This window comes from Streptomyces sp. Ag109_O5-10, assembly GCF_900105755.1.
Lineage (GTDB): Bacteria > Actinomycetota > Actinomycetes > Streptomycetales > Streptomycetaceae > Streptomyces.
Window position 1 is genome coordinate 1,197,209 of the sequence record NZ_FNTQ01000001.1, and the last position, 17,440, is coordinate 1,214,648.

At 73.4% G+C, this 17,440-nt stretch carries 21 protein-coding genes, 1 tRNA gene and 1 pseudogene; 6 read left to right on the forward strand and 17 right to left on the reverse strand.

Annotation, left to right across the window (positions count from 1 at the left end; genetic code table 11):
* Positions 1-28 precede the first annotated feature (28 nt).
* From BLW82_RS05590 to BLW82_RS05610, 5 genes are all read right to left on the reverse strand, one after another.
* Positions 29-775 (reverse strand): cobalt-precorrin-6A reductase, encoded by a 747-nt coding sequence (locus BLW82_RS05590; RefSeq protein WP_093497746.1) that lies wholly within the window; start codon positions 773-775, stop codon positions 29-31.
* A gap of 182 nt (positions 776-957) precedes the next feature.
* Entirely contained in the window at positions 958-1,080 is a 123-nt protein-coding gene (gene ykgO, locus BLW82_RS05595; protein WP_093497747.1) for a type B 50S ribosomal protein L36, read from the reverse strand.
* 34 nt (positions 1,081-1,114) lie between these two features.
* Positions 1,115-1,375: a type B 50S ribosomal protein L31 gene (locus tag BLW82_RS05600; RefSeq protein WP_093497748.1), complete on the reverse strand. Its 261-nt coding sequence runs from the start codon at positions 1,373-1,375 to the stop codon at positions 1,115-1,117.
* A 41-nt stretch (positions 1,376-1,416) separates the two neighbouring features.
* Positions 1,417-1,581, reverse strand: coding sequence for a 50S ribosomal protein L33 (gene rpmG, locus BLW82_RS05605; protein ID WP_093497749.1), 165 nt, complete (start codon positions 1,579-1,581; stop codon positions 1,417-1,419).
* Positions 1,582-1,734: 153 nt separating this feature from the next.
* A complete protein-coding gene (locus BLW82_RS05610) occupies positions 1,735-2,508 on the reverse strand; it encodes a sulfite exporter TauE/SafE family protein (RefSeq protein WP_093497750.1) in 774 nt (257 codons plus the stop codon).
* A 131-nt stretch (positions 2,509-2,639) separates the two neighbouring features.
* On the opposite strand from BLW82_RS05610, the gene BLW82_RS05615 reads away from it, so the two are divergent.
* Positions 2,640-3,110 carry a Dps family protein gene (locus BLW82_RS05615; protein ID WP_093497751.1) on the forward strand — a complete coding sequence of 157 codons (471 nt, stop codon included), beginning with the start codon at positions 2,640-2,642 and terminating at the stop codon, positions 3,108-3,110.
* 265 nt (positions 3,111-3,375) lie between these two features.
* Here the strand turns inward: BLW82_RS05615 and BLW82_RS05620 are convergent, their stop codons facing one another.
* Positions 3,376-4,308: a LysR family transcriptional regulator gene (locus BLW82_RS05620; RefSeq protein ID WP_093497752.1), complete on the reverse strand. Its 933-nt coding sequence runs from the start codon at positions 4,306-4,308 to the stop codon at positions 3,376-3,378.
* 70 nt (positions 4,309-4,378) lie between these two features.
* Here BLW82_RS05620 and BLW82_RS44255 point away from each other — a divergent pair.
* The 4 genes and pseudogenes from BLW82_RS44255 to BLW82_RS05640 form a co-directional block, all read left to right on the forward strand.
* Positions 4,379-4,579: pseudogene (locus BLW82_RS44255) on the forward strand (carbonyl reductase); the annotation flags it as partial.
* A gap of 262 nt (positions 4,580-4,841) precedes the next feature.
* On the forward strand, positions 4,842-6,245 hold the full coding sequence (locus tag BLW82_RS05630; protein WP_093497754.1) for a type I glutamate--ammonia ligase: 1,404 nt from the start codon (positions 4,842-4,844) through the stop codon (positions 6,243-6,245).
* Positions 6,245-7,387: an amidohydrolase family protein gene (locus BLW82_RS05635; RefSeq protein WP_177232848.1), complete on the forward strand. Its 1,143-nt coding sequence runs from the start codon at positions 6,245-6,247 to the stop codon at positions 7,385-7,387. The genes BLW82_RS05630 and BLW82_RS05635 overlap by 1 nt, the downstream gene beginning before the upstream one ends.
* A 42-nt stretch (positions 7,388-7,429) precedes the next feature.
* Complete coding sequence (locus BLW82_RS05640; protein ID WP_177233264.1) at positions 7,430-7,957, forward strand: NUDIX hydrolase family protein; 528 nt, start codon at positions 7,430-7,432, stop codon at positions 7,955-7,957.
* A gap of 259 nt (positions 7,958-8,216) precedes the next feature.
* Here the strand turns inward: BLW82_RS05640 and BLW82_RS05645 are convergent, their stop codons facing one another.
* The 11 genes from BLW82_RS05645 to BLW82_RS05695 form a co-directional block, all read right to left on the reverse strand.
* A complete protein-coding gene (locus tag BLW82_RS05645; RefSeq protein WP_093497756.1) occupies positions 8,217-9,125 on the reverse strand; it encodes a TIGR01777 family oxidoreductase in 909 nt (302 codons plus the stop codon).
* A gap of 182 nt (positions 9,126-9,307) precedes the next feature.
* Positions 9,308-9,381, reverse strand: a tRNA-Pro gene (locus tag BLW82_RS05650).
* 143 nt (positions 9,382-9,524) lie between these two features.
* On the reverse strand, positions 9,525-9,887 hold the full coding sequence (locus tag BLW82_RS05655; protein WP_093497757.1) for an MmcQ/YjbR family DNA-binding protein: 363 nt from the start codon (positions 9,885-9,887) through the stop codon (positions 9,525-9,527).
* Between the two features lie 30 nt (positions 9,888-9,917).
* The gene (locus BLW82_RS05660) at positions 9,918-10,454 is read right to left on the reverse strand and encodes a GNAT family N-acetyltransferase (protein WP_093497758.1); all 537 of its coding nucleotides are present in this window, start codon (positions 10,452-10,454) and stop codon (positions 9,918-9,920) included.
* Positions 10,451-11,047: a helix-turn-helix domain-containing protein gene (locus BLW82_RS05665; protein WP_093497759.1), complete on the reverse strand. Its 597-nt coding sequence runs from the start codon at positions 11,045-11,047 to the stop codon at positions 10,451-10,453. The genes BLW82_RS05660 and BLW82_RS05665 overlap by 4 nt, the downstream gene beginning before the upstream one ends.
* 46 nt (positions 11,048-11,093) lie before the next feature.
* Positions 11,094-11,996 (reverse strand): LysR family transcriptional regulator, encoded by a 903-nt coding sequence (locus BLW82_RS05670; protein ID WP_093497760.1) that lies wholly within the window; start codon positions 11,994-11,996, stop codon positions 11,094-11,096.
* A gap of 122 nt (positions 11,997-12,118) precedes the next feature.
* Positions 12,119-13,312 carry a glycine C-acetyltransferase gene (locus BLW82_RS05675; RefSeq protein ID WP_093497761.1) on the reverse strand — a complete coding sequence of 398 codons (1,194 nt, stop codon included), beginning with the start codon at positions 13,310-13,312 and terminating at the stop codon, positions 12,119-12,121.
* Positions 13,313-13,356: 44 nt separating this feature from the next.
* On the reverse strand, positions 13,357-14,385 hold the full coding sequence (tdh, locus tag BLW82_RS05680) for an L-threonine 3-dehydrogenase (RefSeq protein ID WP_093497762.1): 1,029 nt from the start codon (positions 14,383-14,385) through the stop codon (positions 13,357-13,359).
* Between the two features lie 176 nt (positions 14,386-14,561).
* A complete protein-coding gene (locus BLW82_RS05685) occupies positions 14,562-14,933 on the reverse strand; it encodes a YybH family protein (protein ID WP_093497763.1) in 372 nt (123 codons plus the stop codon).
* Between the two features lie 85 nt (positions 14,934-15,018).
* Complete coding sequence (locus BLW82_RS05690) at positions 15,019-15,732, reverse strand: SDR family NAD(P)-dependent oxidoreductase (RefSeq protein ID WP_093497764.1); 714 nt, start codon at positions 15,730-15,732, stop codon at positions 15,019-15,021.
* A 128-nt stretch (positions 15,733-15,860) separates the two neighbouring features.
* Entirely contained in the window at positions 15,861-16,790 is a 930-nt protein-coding gene (locus BLW82_RS05695) for a LysR family transcriptional regulator (RefSeq protein ID WP_093497765.1), read from the reverse strand.
* A gap of 107 nt (positions 16,791-16,897) precedes the next feature.
* Between BLW82_RS05695 and BLW82_RS05700 the strand changes: the two genes are divergently transcribed.
* On the forward strand, positions 16,898-17,200 hold the full coding sequence (locus tag BLW82_RS05700) for a muconolactone Delta-isomerase family protein (RefSeq protein ID WP_093497766.1): 303 nt from the start codon (positions 16,898-16,900) through the stop codon (positions 17,198-17,200).
* Positions 17,201-17,440: the final 240 nt, after the last annotated feature.

Below are 17,440 nucleotides of genomic sequence, written 5' to 3' on the forward strand. Positions count from 1 at the left end.
ACGCCAGGACCCCGGACGTCGGAAGTGGTCACGCCGGGGCCAGCCCGAGCCGTTCCAGTACGCCGGCGACGTCCGGCACCGCCGTCACGCCGTCCGGCAACGGGGGCCGACGTACGACGACCACGGGCAGCCCGAGTTCCCGTGCGGCCGTGAGTTTGGCGGCCGTGGCCTCTCCCCCGCTGTCCTTCGTGACCAGGACGTCGATCAGGTTCCCGGTGAGCAGCGCGGTCTCGTCGGCGACGGTGAACGGGCCGCGCGCCAGCAGCACCTCGGTGTGCCGGGGCAGGGGCGGCTCGGGGGGTTCCACGGACCGTACGACGAAGTGCCGGTCCGTCAGGTGGGCGAAGGCGGACAGGCCGAGGCGGCCGGTGGTGAGGAGGACGCGGGGGCCGAAGCGGGGCAGGGCGGCCGCCGCCGCGGGCAGGGACGCAACCGGGTGCCAGTCGTCGCCGGGGCTCGGCTGCCAGCCGGGGCGGCGCAGGACGACGGAGGGGATCCCGGTCGCCCGGGCGGCGCGGGCCGCGTTCGCGGTGATCGTCCCGGCGAACGGGTGGGTGGCGTCCACCAGCGCGTCCACGTGGTGTTCGCGCAGCCAGTCGCCGAGGCCCGCCGCGCCGCCGAACCCGCCGATCCGCACCTCGCCGGCGAGCGTGCCCGGCCGCGTGACCCGGCCGGCGAGCGAGGTGGTGACACGGACTCCGGGGCGCCCCGACAACTCGGTGGCGAGACGGCGGGCCTCGGCGGTGCCGCCGAGGATCAGGACGTGCGGAGACATGGGGCGAGCGTACGGGGCCTGCGCAGGGACGGCGCCGTGGGGCAGCTCGGCCGGCCGACGCCGTGACGCACGGGGCCTGCGCGGGGGACGGCGCCGTGGGGCAGCTCGGCCGGCCGACGCCGTGACGCACGACGGCCGCCCGGCGGGGTGCGCCGGGCGGCCGTCGTGGAGGCCCACCCCGGTCAGCCCTGACGGGCCTTGAACCGGGGGTCCTTCTTGTTGATCACGTAGACCACGCCACGTCGGCGGACCACCTGGGCGCCGGGCTTGGCCTTCAGTGAGCGCAGGGAATTGCGTACCTTCATGGTTCTCTTCTCCTCGGGTCGGTCGCCGCGTGGGTCAGCCGCGGGCGGCGGCGGTGCGGCCGTAACGGCGCTCGAAGCGCTCCACGCGGCCGGCGCTGTCCATGACCCGCGCCCTGCCGGTGTAGAAGGGGTGCGACGCGGACGAGATCTCCACGTCGATGAGCGGGTAGGTGTTGCCGTCCTCCCACTCGATCGTCCTGGACGAGTCGGCGGTGGACCGCGTCAGGAACGCGGTGTCCGCGGCGCGGTCCCGGAAGACCACGAGTCGGGACGCGGGATGAATGCGGGCCTTCATGGGGTTTCCTCTCTGGGCTGCCGGTGTGCTTACGGCCGGCTTCAGCGTTCTTCGCGGAAGTCGACGTGGGCGCCGGCCACCGGGTCGTACTTGCGCAGGACCAGCCGGTCAGGGTTGTTCCGGCGGTTCTTGCGGGTCACGTAGGTGACTCCGGTCCCGGCCGTCGACTTCAGCCTGACGACGGGACGCGCGGTGCTGCGTGCCATGAGGTTCTCCCTTCGCTCACACCCGAGGTTCTTGATCCGGGCATGTCATTCACGATCTCTGCAACAACACCTCCCCCTGTCGCATTCCCGGGGCCACCGGACGGGCCGGAGGACCCGCCCAGGGACCCGCCAAGGGACCCGCCGGCAGACCGCTCAGCGCAGCAGGAGCTGCAGGCCGCCCAGGATCGTCGCCGCGATGACCAGCTGCTCGAACAGCCGCTGGTTGATCCGGTGCACCGCCCACCGGCCGATGAGCGCGCCCGGCACGACGAACACCACGAGCGCGGCGTCCAGCAGCAGCGAGCTGCCGTCGATCAGGCCGAGGCCGGCACTGAAGGGCAACTTGGACAGGTTCACGATCAGGAAGAAGAACGCCGAGGTGCCGAGGAAGCCGAGTTTGCGAAAGCCGGCCGACAGCAGGTACATCGACATCACCGGGCCGCCCGCGTTGGCGACCATCGTGGTGAAGCCGCCGAGCACGCCGTACGAACCCGCCTTCGCCCGGCCCGCACGGGTGGTGACCTGGTCCGGGTCGTCGGGGCGGTCGGCCGTACGGCGCCGCCACAGCGTGACCCCGGCCATCAGCAGCAGGATCGCCCCGATCGAGGTCCGTACGACGCCGTCGTCGGCCCAGACCAGGAACAGCGTGCCGATCACCACGCCGGCCGCGACCGCCGGGAACAGCCGCCACAGTGTGGGCCAGTGGGCGTGCCTCCGGTAGGTCGCCACGGCCAGCACGTCCCCCGCGATGAGCAGCGGCAGCAGGACACCGGTGGAGGCGCGGGCCGGGAGGACGGCGGCGAAGACGGCGAGACTGACGGTGTTGGCCCCGCTGACGGCGGTCTTCGAGAAGCCGACGAGCAGGGCGGCGAATGCCAGGGCGGCGAACTCCCAGCCGGATATGTGCCAGAGCGTCATCGTGTTCATGCGGGGACCGATGTTATGTCCGGACAACCGGAGGGCGTAAGTACCGTCTCGCTGGTCGGCTGCGTTTGCGGCCGTTGCGCCAGGGCACTCGCGCTGCGACGAAGGCACAGCTCAGAAGGGAGACGCCCACCATGTCCGTGGTGAAGAGCACGCTGCCCGACCAGGCGCTCCGGGTCACCGGGGGCGCCCTCCAGGAGACCCTGGTGGACCTGCTCGGACTGTCGCTGATGGGGAAGCAGGCACACTGGAACATCGTGGGCCCGCGGTTCCGCTCGATCCATCTCCAGCTCGACGAGGTGGTCGCCACCGCGCGCGCCTACTCGGACACCGTCGCGGAGCGCGCCGCCGCCCTGGGCGTGCCGCCGGACGGCCGCCCGGAGACCGTCGCCGCGGCGTTCTCACTGCCCGGCCCCAAGGACGGCTGGCTGCGCGACGACGAGGTCGTCGACCTGATGGTGCGGACCCTGGAGGCGGCGATCGGGCGGCTGCGCGAGCGGATCGCCGCGACCGACGAGCCCGACCCGGTCACCCAGGACCTGCTGATCTCGATCACCGCGGACCTGGAGAAGCAGCGCTGGATGTTCGCCGCCGAGAACAACTGAGCCCGCTGAGAAAAGCCGAGCCCGCCGAGGACTCACTCGGACCGCTCAGGACGAGCCGCTCGACCCGGCCGGGCTGCCCGCTCAGGACGAGCCCCTCGACCCGGTCCGGCTGCCCACTCCGGACCGAGCGGGTCGATCCGCCCCGGTCGAACCGCTCGGTTCGGTCCAGCCGCCCGGCCCGCTTGCTGAGGTCGGCCCGCTTGCTCAGGTCGGCCCGCCTGCCTCAGGTCAGCCCGCCTGCCTCAGGGCAGTCCGCTCGCTCAGGTCAGCCCGCTCTGTCCGGCGCGCCCGCGTCGAGCGCCGCCGCCCGCAGGGCGGCCGCCACTCTTGTGACCGCCTCGGCCGGCGGGTGCGGCAGCCGGGCCAGCAGCTGGCGGCGCTGCTCCTGCGGCCCGCCGCGGACCGGCAGGATCCGGACACCGGCCGGCGCCGCCGGGGCCAGCGCCGCCGGCACGGTGGTCAGCCCGCAGCCTGCGGCGACGAGATGGAGCTTGGCCAGCCAGTCCCGGGCGACGTGGGCGATCTCCGGCCGCTCGTCAAGGCCGGGCCACACCCCCATCAGCCGGTCCTCGCCCGAGGCGGAACCGGCGATCCAGCGCTGCCCGCGCAGGTCGGCCACGTCGACGAAGTCGCCGCGGGCCAGCGGATGGCCGGCCGGCAGCGCGAGGCACAGGGCGCGCTCGGTGAGGGTCTGGAGCACCAGCGGGGGCGATTCGGCGTCCGGCGCCCGGAACGGCGGCGCCGAGGCGAGCAGGGCCAGGTCGATGCTGCCGGCGCGCAGGGCGCGCACCAGCGCGGGGGTGGTGCCCTCGCGGCCGATGACCTGGAGGCCAGGGTCCGTCCGGCGCAGCGCGGTCAGGGCGAGCGGGACCAGCACGGCACCCGCGGTGGGGAACCAGCCGAGGCGGACCGTCCCACCCTGTCCAGGCAGCCCGGACAGCTCCCTCGCCGTCGCCTCGATCTCGTCGAGCACGGTCGTCGCGCGCCGCATGACGATGCGGCCGGCCGCGGTGAGCCGTACCCCGTCGCGGCGCCGCTCGAGGAGTTCCGCGCCCGCCGCGCGCTCGATCGCGGCGATCTGCCGGGACACCGCGGACTGGGTGTAGCCCAGCGAGGCCGCGGCGGCGGTGAAGGTGCCCTGTTCGGCGACCGCGCGGAAGACCCGCAGCGCGGTCAGTGACACATCGTTGAAGTCCATTACATTAACGCATACTAGCCGTGCGTAACTCTCGTTGGACTCATGGACACGCGGTTCCTAGCGTGGATGCATGAACGCTTCCCGCATCGCTCTCGTCACCGGCGCCAACCAGGGACTCGGCCGCGCCCTCGCGGAAGGCCTCGCCGCCCGGCTGGCCCCGGACGACCTGGTCCTGCTCACCGGACGCGACCCGGAACGGGTGACGGACGCCGCCGCCGAGGTCGCCCGGCTGCCCGGAACGCGCGCCCGCGTCGAGGGCGGCCTCTTCGACGACTGCAACGAGAGCGAGGTCGTCGACCGCCGCACCGGCAGGCTCTCCGGGGTGGCGCGCTACGCCGTCGACCCGGACAACGCGCGCCGGCTGCGGGACCTGTCGGAGGAACTCCTCGCCGCCTGAGCCCTGAGCTCCGGGCCGCCGGGATCCGGACGCGCCGCCGGGGCCGACTCCCCGGCGCCGGTAGCGCAGTTCGGCGCGGTCGGCGTGAAACCCTGGCCGGGACGCGTGCATCCGAGCCCGTCGAGGAGGACGTCGTATGCCACCCCTGGTCGACCCCGTACCCGGCGGGAACCCCGGCGATCTGGCCCGGGCCCACGCCCTCGCCCACGAGCTGTCCGCGCAGGGCGTGCGCGGGATCATGCTGGCCTTCGTGGACACCGCCGGGATCTGCAGGGTGAAGACCGTTCCCTGGCAGGGGCTGCAGCCTGCGGTGGCCTGGGGTGTCGGCATGTCCCCGGTGTTCGACACCTTCCTGGCGAACGACGCGATCGTGCGCACCGACGTCCTCGGTTCGCCCGACGGCGATCTGCGCCTCGTGCCGGACCTGGACCGGCTGGTGGTGCTCGCCGGGCAGCCCGGCTGGGCCTGGGCGCCGGTCGACCGGGTCACCCAGGAGGGTGAACGGCATCCGGGGTGCAGCCGCACCTTCCTGCGCCGGGTCGTCGCCGACGCCGAGGACCGGCACAGCATCACCTTCAAGGCGGGGATCGAGATCGAGTGGGCGCTCGGCCGGGCCGCCGCACCGGCTGACGAGTTCGCACCGGCCACCTCGGGTCCCGCGTACAGCGCCGCCCGGCAGACCGAGCTGAGCGACTACACCGCCGACCTGCTCGCGGCCTTCGAGAAGCAGGAGGTGGCGGTCGCCCAGCTCCACCCCGAGTACGCGCCCGGCCAGTTCGAGCTCTCCACCGACGCCCTGGACCCGGTGGCCGCGGCCGACCAGAGCGTGCTGGTCCGGCAGACCATCCGTGCCGTGTCGCAGAAGTACGGCCTGCGCGCCTCCTTCGCCCCGGCCGTCACCGAGCGGGGTGTCGGCAACGGCGGCCACCTGCATCTCTCCCTGTGGCGCCGCGGGATCAACCTGCACGCCGGCAGCCAGGGCCGGTACGGCATGACGGCCGCGGCGGAGTCGTTCATCGCCGGGCTGCTGGCCCACCTGCCCGCGCTGACGGCGGTGACCGCGCCCAGCCCGGCCAGCTATCTGCGGCTCAGGCCCGCCCAGTGGGCGGGGGTGTACACGGCCTGGGGCCGGGAGACCCGCGAGACCGGGATCCGGGTCGTCACCGGCACGGTGGGCCACCAGAGCCATGAGGCCAACCTGGAGGTCAAGCCGGTCGACCTGGCCGCCAACCCGTACCTGGCCCTGGGCTGCGTGATCGTCGCCGGACTGGACGGGCTCGCCTCGGCCGCGCCGCTGCCCAAGGAGGTCAGAGACGACCCGGGCCGGCTGGTCCCGGACGAGGCGGTGGCCCGGGGCGTGCGCCGGCTGCCGACCTCGCTCGCGCAGGCCGTCGACGAATTCCGCGAGGACGAGGTGCTGCGCACCGCGCTCGGCCCGGTCCTCGCGGACGCGGTGGTCGCCGTACGCGAGGGCGAGACGGCGGCCGTCGCCGGCCTGGACGAGGCCGGGGTGGCGGCGGCCTACCGGTGGAAGTACTGATGCCGGGACCGGTCCGGGAAGCCCTCGACGCGCTCCCGCTCGTCGACCACCACTGCCACGGCGCGGTCACCGCCGACCTCACCGAGCCCGAGTTCGAGTCGCTGCTGACCGAGGGCGAGGCCTGGCCGGGCGTCTCGCCGTTCGACACCCCGGCCGGCATCGCCGTGCGACGGCACTGCGCTCCCCTGCTCGGCCTGGACCGGCACGCGCCGGTGGCCGACTACCTGGCGCGCCGGGCCGAACTGGGCTGGCAGGAGGTCAACCGCCGGTTCCTGACGGCCGCGCACACGGAGGCGTTCTGCGTGGACACCGGGTACGCCCCGCACCCGGTCACCTCCCCCGCCGAACTCGCGGCGGCGGCCGGCGCGCGTGCCTACGAGGTCGTGCGCCTGGAGCGCGTCGCCGAGGCGGTGGCCGCACAGGGCATCGCCGCGGCCGAGTACGCGGGCGCCTTCCGGGCCGCGGCCGAGGAGGCGGTACGGCGGCCGGGTGTGGTCGCGGTCAAGTCGGTGGCCGCCTACCGCACCGGCTTCGCCCTGGACCCGGCACGGCCGACGTACGCGGAGGTGACCCGGGCGGCCGCGCTGTGGTTCGCCGCGGGCGGCAGGCTCACGGACCCGGTGCTGATGCGTCATCTGCTGTGGACCGCCGTCGGGCTCGGGCTGCCGCTCCAGCTCCACGCCGGTTTCGGGGACTCGGACCTGCGGCTGCACCGCGCGGATCCGGCCCTGCTCACCGACTGGCTGCGGCTGACCGCCGGCACCGTCCCGGTGCTCCTGCTGCACTGCTGGCCCTACCACCGCCAGGCCGCCTACCTCGCCGCGGTCTTCGAGCACGTGCACCTCGACGTCGGGCTCGCCCTGCACCACGTGGGCCCGGCGCGGGCCGGGGCGGTGCTGGCGGAGGCGATGGAGATCACCCCGTTCCGCAAACTGCTGTACAGCTCGGACGCCTATGGTGTGGCCGAGTTCCACCACCTCGGCGCGCTGTCCTTCCGGCAGGGGCTGGCCGGAATGCTGCAGGCCCGGGTGGACGCGGACGAACTGAGCCCGACCGACGCGGTGCGGATCGCCGCCTGGACGGGACGCGACAACGCCCGTCGTCTGTACGGACTTCCCGCATCCGACCCCGGCCGCGACTGACCGCGCGCCCTGTCCGGAAAGTATGATCAAGCAATGTCTGACATGACCGAAACCACGCCCGGTTGGCTGTCCTCCGACGAGCTGGAGATGGCACGCGCCCGCATGCCGATCCTGTACGTGGAGGCCGTGCCCGTGCGCGTCGACGACAGCGGCGAAGTCACCAGCATCGGCCTGCTGCTCCGCATCGGCCCGGACGGAACGGTCAGCCGGGCCCTCGTCTCCGGCCGTGTCCTGCACCACGAGCGGGTCCGTGACGCCCTGCTGCGCCATCTGGAGAAGGACCTCGGCCCGGTGGCGCTGCCCCGGGTGCCAGCCTCCCTGCAGCCGTTCACGGTGGCCGAGTACTTCCCGACGCTGGGCGTCACGCCGTATCACGACCCCCGTCAGCACGCGGTGTCGCTGGCCTACATCGTGCCGGTCACCGGTGACTGCCGGCCCCGGCAGGACGCGCTGGACCTGGTGTGGTTCAGTCCGCAGGAGGCCATGCTGGAGGCCGTGCAGAGCGAGATGCCGGGCGGTCACGGGGTGTTGCTGAAGCAGGCGCTGGCCCACGTGGGGTTCGTGAGCTAGGGAGCTCTCCGGGGTGTCCGGCCGGGGTGCCGCCGACGGCGTTCAGCCGAGCTGTCCGGCGGCCCAGCGGGTCCAGTCCCGCCCCATCTCGGCCCGGCGCAGGCCGTGTTCCGGGGCGATCCGGCCGTTGGTGGTCAACGCCTCCTCGTCCCGCTCCAGTTCGGCTCTGAGCTCCGCGAGCCGCTCGTGGCAGGTCCCGGCCGGCCGCTCCCGCTCGGCGAGGACCGCGCGGGCCTGGTCGTCCGACGCCGGCCGCCCGCTAGCCCTGGTCCAGCGCGGCGCGCAGCGCCTCGTCGATGCCGGGCTGCCGGAAGGTGAACCCCGCCTTCAGCAGTCTGTCCGGGACCGCCCGGCAGCTGCCCGTGATGCCTTCCGCGAACTCGCCGAGGACGATCCGCAGCGCGAAGGCGGGGACGGCGGCGAGGGTGGGCCGGTGCAGGATCCGGCCGGTCGCACGGGTGATCTCGCGGTTGGTGAGCGGCTCGGGGGCCGTGAAGTTGACGGGACCTGCGACGTCCTCGTGGTCGATCGCGTGGCGCAGGGCGGCGATGTGGTCGGGCAGCGAGATGAACGGCCAGTACTGGTCGCCGGAGCCGAGCCGGCCGCCGAGGCCGTACCGGAAGAGCGGGAACAGCCTGCCCCAGGCGCCGCCGCCGGCGGAGACCACGAGGCCGGTACGCGGGTGCACGACCCGGACGCCGGCTCGCTCGGCCGGCGCGGCGGCGGCCTCCCAGCCGACGCAGACGAAGGCCAGGAAGTCGCCGCCGGCCGGATCGGACTCCGTGACGACACGGTCGCCGGTGTCGCCGTAGTAGCCGGTGGCCGAGGCCGAGATCAGCACCCGGGGCCGCACGGCGGCCTCGGCACACGCCTCGGCGACGGTCCGCGTCCCCTGCAGGCGGCTGAGCCTGATCTCCTGCTTGTACGCCGCGCTCCAGCGCCGGTCGCCGACCCCGGCTCCGGCGAGGTGGACCACGGCGTCGACTCCGTCCAGGACGGCCGGGTCCAGCCGGGCGCCGGGCTCCCAGGTCACGGACTCGCTGCCGTCCGCCGTCCGGGCCGCGGTCCGGCCACGGGTCAGACGCAGCACACGGTGACCGTCGGCGAGGAGGGAACGGGTGAGGGCGGAACCGATGAGTCCGGTGGATCCGGTGATGGCGACGCGCATGACGTTCTCCGAGGCTATTGTTTGAAAGCTCAAACCATCGGCCGTCAGAGTACTCCGGCCGGATGTCCGTACGGCATAAGCAAGCACCGCGAACGACTCCTCCCGCGCACCAGCGCCGACGGGCGACGGACGCGCGAAAAAGGGCCCTCGCAGGCTCTCGCCTGCGAAGACCCTTCGCACCGTCGGGACGACAGGATTTGAACCTGCGACCCCTTGACCCCCAGTCAAGTGCGCTACCAAGCTGCGCCACGTCCCGGTGCCCGCCTGACCTGGGGTTTCCCCGGTCGAAACGTGCAGGGAAACAATACCGCACTCGGGTCGGTGGTCGCGCACGCGTTTCCGCCGGGCCGGATCGGCCGGGCCCGGCCCCGCCTGTGTCCGGGCAGCGGCCCGCGGGGATCAGTCTGCCGCGCCGGGCAGCCCCAGCTCCGGGTAGGAGTCCAGGAGCCGGGGCGGGGCCGCCTGCCGCCAGGAGTCGGCGAGGATGTCGCGCAGCTCGCCCTCGTCCTCCAGCGCGGCGAGCCGCACCCGGACCCAGGCGAACTGCGCCTCGTGATCGGCGATCCAGAACTTGCCGGGCTCGGCGAGCACCAGTTCGTCACGCTCATCCTTGGGACAGCGCACGGCGATGGAGGTCTCGTCCTCGGGGAGCGTGGCGAACATCTTCCCTGCGACCCGGAACGTGGGCATGCTCCAGGCGATCTTCTCGCCGGTGTCCGGCAGGGACAGGGCGACTCGGCGTACGTCTTCGGCGTCCGGCATGCCCCGAACCGTAGCGGCCGGCACTGACACTCACCCGCCCGGAGTGCCCACCCGCTTGTAGTAGAGGGTCGTCGCGCGCAGTACGCCGGCGGGGTCGAGAGCGTAGTCGGGGATGACGCCCGCGCGGGTCCAGCCGGCCGAGCGGTAGAGGCGCTCCGCGGGGCTGTCCGTCTCGGTGTCCAGATGGAGCAGGGTGATCCCGGCGGCGGCCGCGGCCTCCTCGGCGACGGTCAGCAGGCCGCGTCCGATGCCCTGGCCCCGGGCGTCGCGGTGGACCATCAGCTTCACCAGCTCGGCGCGGTGCGGGCCGTTGGGTTTGCCGGGGTGGGCGAAGGCGAGGCCGACCGTGCCGACGGTCCGGCCGGCGTCGTCCAGCGCGGCCCAGACGGCGAGCTGCCCGGCGGCCACGGCGGCCGCCCGCTCCCGCCACCAGGCGACGGCCCGCTCCCGTCCGAGGGGAGCGAGGAAACCGACGGACGCCCCGCCGTTCACCGTGTCGGCCAGCAGCTCGGCCAGCTCCCCCGCCCGCTGCGGCAGTTGGTCGGCGTCCAGGCGCAGTGTCCTCACGGCCGCACCACCGCCAGCACGTACCGCGTCGGTGCCGGGCCCGGGCACCGGAAGCGGGTCGGCCCCCACACCCGCAGCCGCAGGCAGTCCCCGGCGTCCAGCAGGTGCTCGGTTCCCTCGGCCGTCACGGCCAGCCTCCCGTCGAGCACCCAGATGTGCTGCTCCAGGCCGGGCACCGGCGGGCGGTCGTAGGCGAGGTCCGCGCCCGCCGCGAGCCGGCCCTCGACGAGTTCGCCGCGCAGCCCGCCGTGCGGCGGCGACACCGACCGGCGCACGAAGCCGGAGGCGCGGTCCTCCCACACCTGCTGCTCGGCGGCGCGCAGCACCGGCGCGGGTGCCGCCTCGACCTCGCTGAGCAGCTGGGACATGGTCCGGCCGTAGACGTTGCAGAGGCGGTTGAGGAGGGCTGCCGTGGGGCTCGTCTCGGCCCGTTCGGCACGGGACAGGGTGGACTTGCTGATTCCGCTGCGCTCTGCCAACTCACCCAGGGACCAGCCGTGTTCGGCCCGCAGCTGGGCGAGGCGACCGCCGAGGCGGGCGTCGACGGGGTCGGGGTCGACGGGGTCCGGGGAGACCGTCTCAGTCCGTTTCACATCCGGGACGATATCCCTGATGTGAAACGGCGGTGTTAAGGAAGGCTCACAGCCGTGCCGCCTCGCCCAGGGCGTCGAGCACCGGGCGGATCAGCGGGTGGGCCTCGGCTCCGCGCCGCACGGCCGCGAAGACGCGGCGGGTCGGGGCGACACCGTCGACGGGGCGTACGACCACGCCGGTCAGGTCCATGCCGCGCAGCGCGGAACGCGGGACGAGGGCCACGCCCGCGTCGGCCGCGGCCAGCGCCACCACGGCCCGGAAGTCGTCGGAGGAGTGCTCGAAGCGGGGCTGGAAGCCGGCGCTCTCGCAGGCCAGGACGGCGACGTCGTGGCAGGGGTTGCCGGGGTACGGCCCGATCCAGGCGTCCTTGGCCAGCTCGGCGAGGGGAACCTCGGAGGTACCGGCCAGCCGGTGGTGGAGCGGGACGACGGCGTCGAACGGCTCGGCGTACAGCGACACGTGGGTGAGCCGGGGGTCGTCGGCGGGCGGGGCCCCGCGGTACTCGACGGCGACCGCGACGTCGACCTGCCGGTCCAGGACCATCGGGAGGCTGGCGTCGCCCTCGGCGTCCTGGACGCGGATGCGGATGCCGGGGGCGGTGCCGGCGAGGCGGGCCACGGCCGGGGCGACCACCTGGGCGATGCCGGTGGCGAAGGCGGCGACGGTGACCGTGCCGGCCTCGCCGGAGCCGTACGCGGCCAGCTCGGCCTCGGCCCGCTCCAGCTGGGCGAGGACCGCGTTGGTGTGGGCGAGCAGGATCTCGCCGGCCGCGGTGAGCCGTACGCCCTTGGCGCCGCGCTCGACCAGGCGGTGGCCGGTCTCCTGTTCGAGGGCCGTCAGCTGCTGGGAAACGGCCGAGGGGGTCAGATAGAGCGCGGCGGCAGCCGCCGTCACCGTGCGGTGGTCGGCCACCGCACGGAGGATGTGGAGCCGCCGCGCCTCGATCATGAGGTTGATTATCGCAATATGTCTGAGCTGCTCGGGCCGCCGGTACCGATCGGCCCACCTGTGCCGATCACCTCATCGGTACCGATCAGCCCATCAGTACCGATCGGCCCCACCAGTGCGGATCAGCCCGCCAGCTCCGCACGGGCCGCCACGAAGGCGTCCACCGCACGGTCGACGTCCTGCGTCGAGTGGGCCGCGGACAACTGGACCCGGATCCGGGCCTGGCCCTGCGGGACCACCGGGTAGGAGAAGCCGATCACGTACACGCCCCGTTCGAGGAGCAGCTCGGCCATCCGGCCCGCCTCTGCCGCGTCACCGATCATCACGGGGGCGATGGCGTGGTCGCCGGGGAGGACGTCGAAGCCCTCCTCGGTCATCCGGCGGCGGAACAGGGCGGTGTTCTCGGCGAGCCGGACCCGCAGGTCGTCCGCGGCCTCCAGCAGGTCGAGGACCTTCAGGGAGGCCGCCGCGATCACCGGGGCGAGCGTGTTGGAGAAGAGGTAGGGGCGGGAGCGCTGCCGGAGCAGGGCGACGATCTCGGCGCGGGCCGCGACGTAGCCGCCGGAGGCGCCGCCGAGGGCCTTGCCGAGGGTGCCGGTGATGATGTCGACGCGGTCCATCACGCCGTGCAGCTCGGGGGTGCCGCGGCCGGACGGGCCGACGAAGCCGACGGCGTGCGAGTCGTCGACCATGACCATCGCGTCGTAGCGGTCGGCGAGGTCGCAGATCTCGCGCAGCGGGGCCACGTAGCCGTCCATGGAGAACACGCCGTCGGTGACGACGAGCCGGCGCCGGGCGCCCTGCGCCTCCTTCAGCTGCCGTTCCAGGTCGGCCAGGTCACGGTTGGCGTAGCGCAGCCGGCGGGCCTTGGAGAGGCGGATGCCGTCGATGATCGAGGCGTGGTTGAGGGCGTCGGAGATCACCGCGTCCTCCTCGCCGAGGAGGGTCTCGAAGACACCGCCGTTGGCGTCGAAGCAGGAGGAGTAGAGGATCGTGTCCTCCTGGCCGAGGAACGCCGACAGGCGGGCCTCCAGCTCCTTGTGGACCTCCTGCGTGCCGCAGATGAAGCGGACCGAGGCCATGCCGTAGCCCCAGCGGTCCAGGGCCTGGTGGGCGGCGGCGATCACGTCGGGGTGGTCGGCGAGGCCGAGGTAGTTGTTGGCACAGAAGTTGAGGACCTCGCCGGGGCGGCCGCCCGCGGTGACGGACACGGTCGCGGACTGCGGGGTGCCGATCACGCGCTCGGGCTTGTGCAGGCCGGCGGCGCGGATCTCGTCGAGGGTGGCGCGCAGGTCGTCGCGCACGGAGTCGAACATTCCAGAAGCTCCCAGGGGTTTGACGCGCGGATGTGTGCGACGGACTACGCGGTCCAGTCGAGGATGACCTTGCCGCCGCGGCCGCTCGCCGCGTCGGCGAAGGCCGCCTCGAAGTCGCGGTAGCCGTAGCGGCCGGTGATGACGGGGGCGAGGTCGAGTCCGCCTTCCAGGAGGACCGACATCGCGTACCAGGTCTCGAACATCTCACGGCCGTAGATGCCCTTGATGGTGATCATCGAGGTGACGATCCGGGCCCAGTCCACGGGGAACTCCTCGGCGGGCAGGCCGAGCACGGCGATACGGCCGCCGTGCGTCATGTTGGCGATCATGTCGCGCATGGCCTCGGGCCTGCCGGACATCTCCAGGCCGACGTCGAAGCCCTCACGCAGCCCCAGCTCCCGCTGCCCGTCGGCGATCCCGGCCCGTGACACGTTCAGGGCGAGGCTCACGCCGATCTTGCGGGCGAGGTCGAGGCGCTCCTCGCTGACGTCGGTGATCACGACGTGGCGGGCGCCCGCGTGGCGGGCCACGGCGGCGGCCATGAGGCCGATCGGCCCCGCGCCGGTGATGAGGACGTCCTCGCCGACCAGCGGGAAGGAGAGGGCGGTGTGCACGGCGTTGCCGAACGGGTCGAAGATCGCGGCCACGTCGAGGTCGACGGGGACGCGGTGCACCCAGACGTTGCCCGCGGGCAGCGCGACGTACTCGGCGAACGCCCCGTCCCGGCCGACACCGAGGCCGACCGTGGCCCGGCACAGGTGGCGCCGGCCGGCCTGGCAGTTGCGGCACTTGCCGCACACGAGGTGCCCCTCGCCGCTGACGCGGTCGCCCGCCTTGATGTCGGTGACGTCCCGGCCGGTCGCCACGACCTCGCCGACGAACTCGTGGCCGACCACGAGCGGGGTGGTGATCGCCTGCCGGGCCCAGCCGTCCCAGGCCCGGATGTGCAGGTCGGTGCCGCAGATGCCGGTCCGCAGGACCTTGATCAGTACGTCACCGGGCCCGACCGTGGGCTCCGGGACGTCCGTGAGCCACAGCCCTGGCTCCGCCTTCTCCTTGACCAGCGCCTTCAACGCTACGGCTCCTGTGCGTGAGGTCCCGGCCGCGGGGACGCCGAAGCGCTCCGCGGCCGGGGAGGGGGTGGAATCTCACAGCAATCTGCCGCACCCTGGCGCATCGGTCCATCGAGGATTTCTTAAGCGCCGCCACAGCTCGGCTTCACGCCCGCGGAACACCCGGCAGGGGACGGCTAGTCGAGGCGGGAGACCTGGTAGTGGGCGATGTGCCAGTCCTCGCCCGTCCGGGTGACGAGGACCGAGAGCTTCACGTCCAGCGGGGGCCGGTCCGTGAAGGAGAACTCGACGCCCAGGTAGCCGAGGACGACGCCGTCGGCGGGCCGCCGGGTCTCCAGGACGCGGTACGCCGCCTTCATCCCGAGGGGCTGGGAGTCGTAGTACGCGGCGACGCCCTGCCGTCCGACGCTGTAGGGGTGCAGTCCCTGGAAGACGGCGTCCTCGGTGAACTGGGCCGCGACGCGCTCGGGTTGGTGTGCGTCGACGGCCGCCTTCCACCGGTCGAGCACCGCGCTCAGGACCGCCGTGTCCTCCGTCGTGCTGGTCATGTCCGCTCCTTCTTCTCCTCGGTGGATCCTCGGTGGATCCTCGATAGGTCCTCGGTAGGTCCTCGGTGAGTGCCGGGCCGTGCCGTCAGTGGCCGGCGCTCATACCGCCGTCGACGTGCAGGATCTCGCCGGTGACGAACGGCGCGGTCTCCAGGTAGAGCACCGCGTCGACGATGTCGCCCACTTCACCCATCCGGCCGACCGGGTGCAGGGCGGCGAGGAACTCGTGGGTCTCCGCCGGGTGCATGGGGGTCTTGATGGTGCCGGGCGACACCGCGTTGACGCGGATGCCCCGGGTGGCGTACTCGATCGCGAGGGACTTGGTCGCGGACTGCAGGCCGCCCTTGGTCAGCGAGGCCAGGACGGAGGGGACCCGGGCGTCCGCGCTGTCGACGAGGCTGGTGGTGACGCTGACGACGTGCCCACCGCCCTGCGCGAGCAGGTGCGGGACCGCCTGCTGGGTGAGGTGGAAGAAGCCGGCGACGTTGATGCCGGTCACGGCCGCGTAGTCGGCGGCGGTGTACTCGGTGAAGGGCTTCGCGACGAAGATGCCGGCGTTGTTGACCACGGTGTCGATCCGGCCGAACCGCTCGACCGCGGCGGCCACGACCCGCTCGGCGGTCGCCGGGTCCGCGATGTCCCCCTGGACGGTCAGGACGCCGGCGTCGTCGGCGGGGGCGATCGTGCGGGAGGTGGCGACGACCGCGAAGCCGAGCTTGCGGTAGCCCTCGACGAGGGCGGCGCCGATGCCCTGCGAGGCACCGGTGACGATCGCGACCTTCTGCTGCTGGGTGCTCATGCTGACCTTCTCAGTAGTGGCTGACCGGCCGCTAGCCGACCGGTCGACTATTTGACCGTAGGCCGGGTCCGCCGGGCGCGCCAGGATCGGTTTCCTCCCGTCTGGGAGGCGTGGCCTCCCAGCGCGGCTCAGCCGCGAAGAGCGTGGGGGTCGTCCGCGGGCAACCAGGCGTCGGGGGCGTGGATCCCGAGGTCGCCGACGCCGTCGCACAGGGCGTCGACGACGGCCAGGACGCCGGCCCGGTCCTCGCTCGCGCGCCAGACCAGGGACCAGGTCCAGTACACCTTCGGGGTGACGATCTCGCGGCGGACCAGGTCGGGCGGGAGCGGAGCGGTCTGGCCCTTCGGCGAGTTGAGGACGGGCCTGGTGCAGCGCCGGACGTGGTCGAAGTAGGCGGGGCCGGTGACAGCACCGTCGGAGATGCGGACCGGGCGGGCGCCGACAGCCCGCGTGAGCTCCTCGGCGTACGCGTTCCAGGAGGCCCACGAGGTGACGTCGTCGTCGATCAGGATGTCGGTGTCCCGGGCAGGCAGGTCGCTCGTGTCGGTGCCCTTGGCGACGGCGTACAGCCGGTCCGCGCCGATCAGCCGGGCGCGCAGCCCGTGCCGTTCGAGGTCCTCGGTGCGCACCCAGCAGACGGCCAGGTCCAGGCTGCCGTCGGCGACCCGGGCGGCCTGGGTGTGGGAGGGCGCGACCCACGCGTCCACATGGACCCGGGCCACCGCGGCCGTCCGTGAACCCAGGTCCGGCGGCAGCCAGTTGACGTAACCGAGCCGTACCGACTCGGAGCCCGAGAGGCGGCCCGCCCGGCGCCTGAGGTCGTCGGCCCGCTCCAGCAGGTCCCGGGTGTGCGGAAGCAGCGCGGCACCGGCGGGGGTGAGGGAGACCGAGCGGCGGTCCCGGTCGAACAGCCGGACACCCAGGTCCCGTTCGAGCGCCTTGATCTGCTGGGAGAGGGACGGGCCTGCGATGAGCAGCCGCTCGGCGGCCCGGCCGAAGTTCAGTTCCTCGGCGACGGCGACGAAGTACCGGAGCTGGCGCAGTTCCACGCGCGTCATGCTACGCGCGCTGGGAGGCTGCGCCTCCCAGCAGTGAGCCGACCTGTCGTGGCGGTGGTTCCGGTGGCGGCGGACGATGGAGGTACCGACGGAGGAGGGAGAACATCGTGCGCGAGTTCCTGGTCGAGATCACCACCGACATACCCGAGGGCACGGGCCAGGACGAGGTCGACCGGCGCCGGGCCGCGGAGGCCGTCCGGGCGCGTGAACTGGCCGCGACCGGTCACCTGGCCCGGTTGTGGCGCCCCGTGGGCGAATTGCGCAGCATCGGCGTCTGGCGCGCCTCCGACGAGGCGGAACTCCACGAGAAGGTGCTCGGCACGCTGCCGCTGCGCCCGTGGATGACGGTCACCGTCACCCCGCTGGAGTCCCACCCCAACGACCCGGGCCGGGCCGAGGGCACCCGATGACCCTTGCCTCCACGTCAGCTGCCGCCTCCGGCTCCGGCTCCGTGTCCGGCGCCGCCTCGGGCTCTCCCTGGCACATGTCGCCAGGGCCGCCGCAGCGCTCGCCGGGGGCATGGGGGTGGGCCGTTTCGTCTCCACCCCGATCCTGCCCCTGATGCACGACCAGGCCGGCCTGTCCGCCGGAGCCGGGGCGAACCTGGCCACCGTCAACTACGCCGGCCGGCTGCCTTGGATACGGAGGTA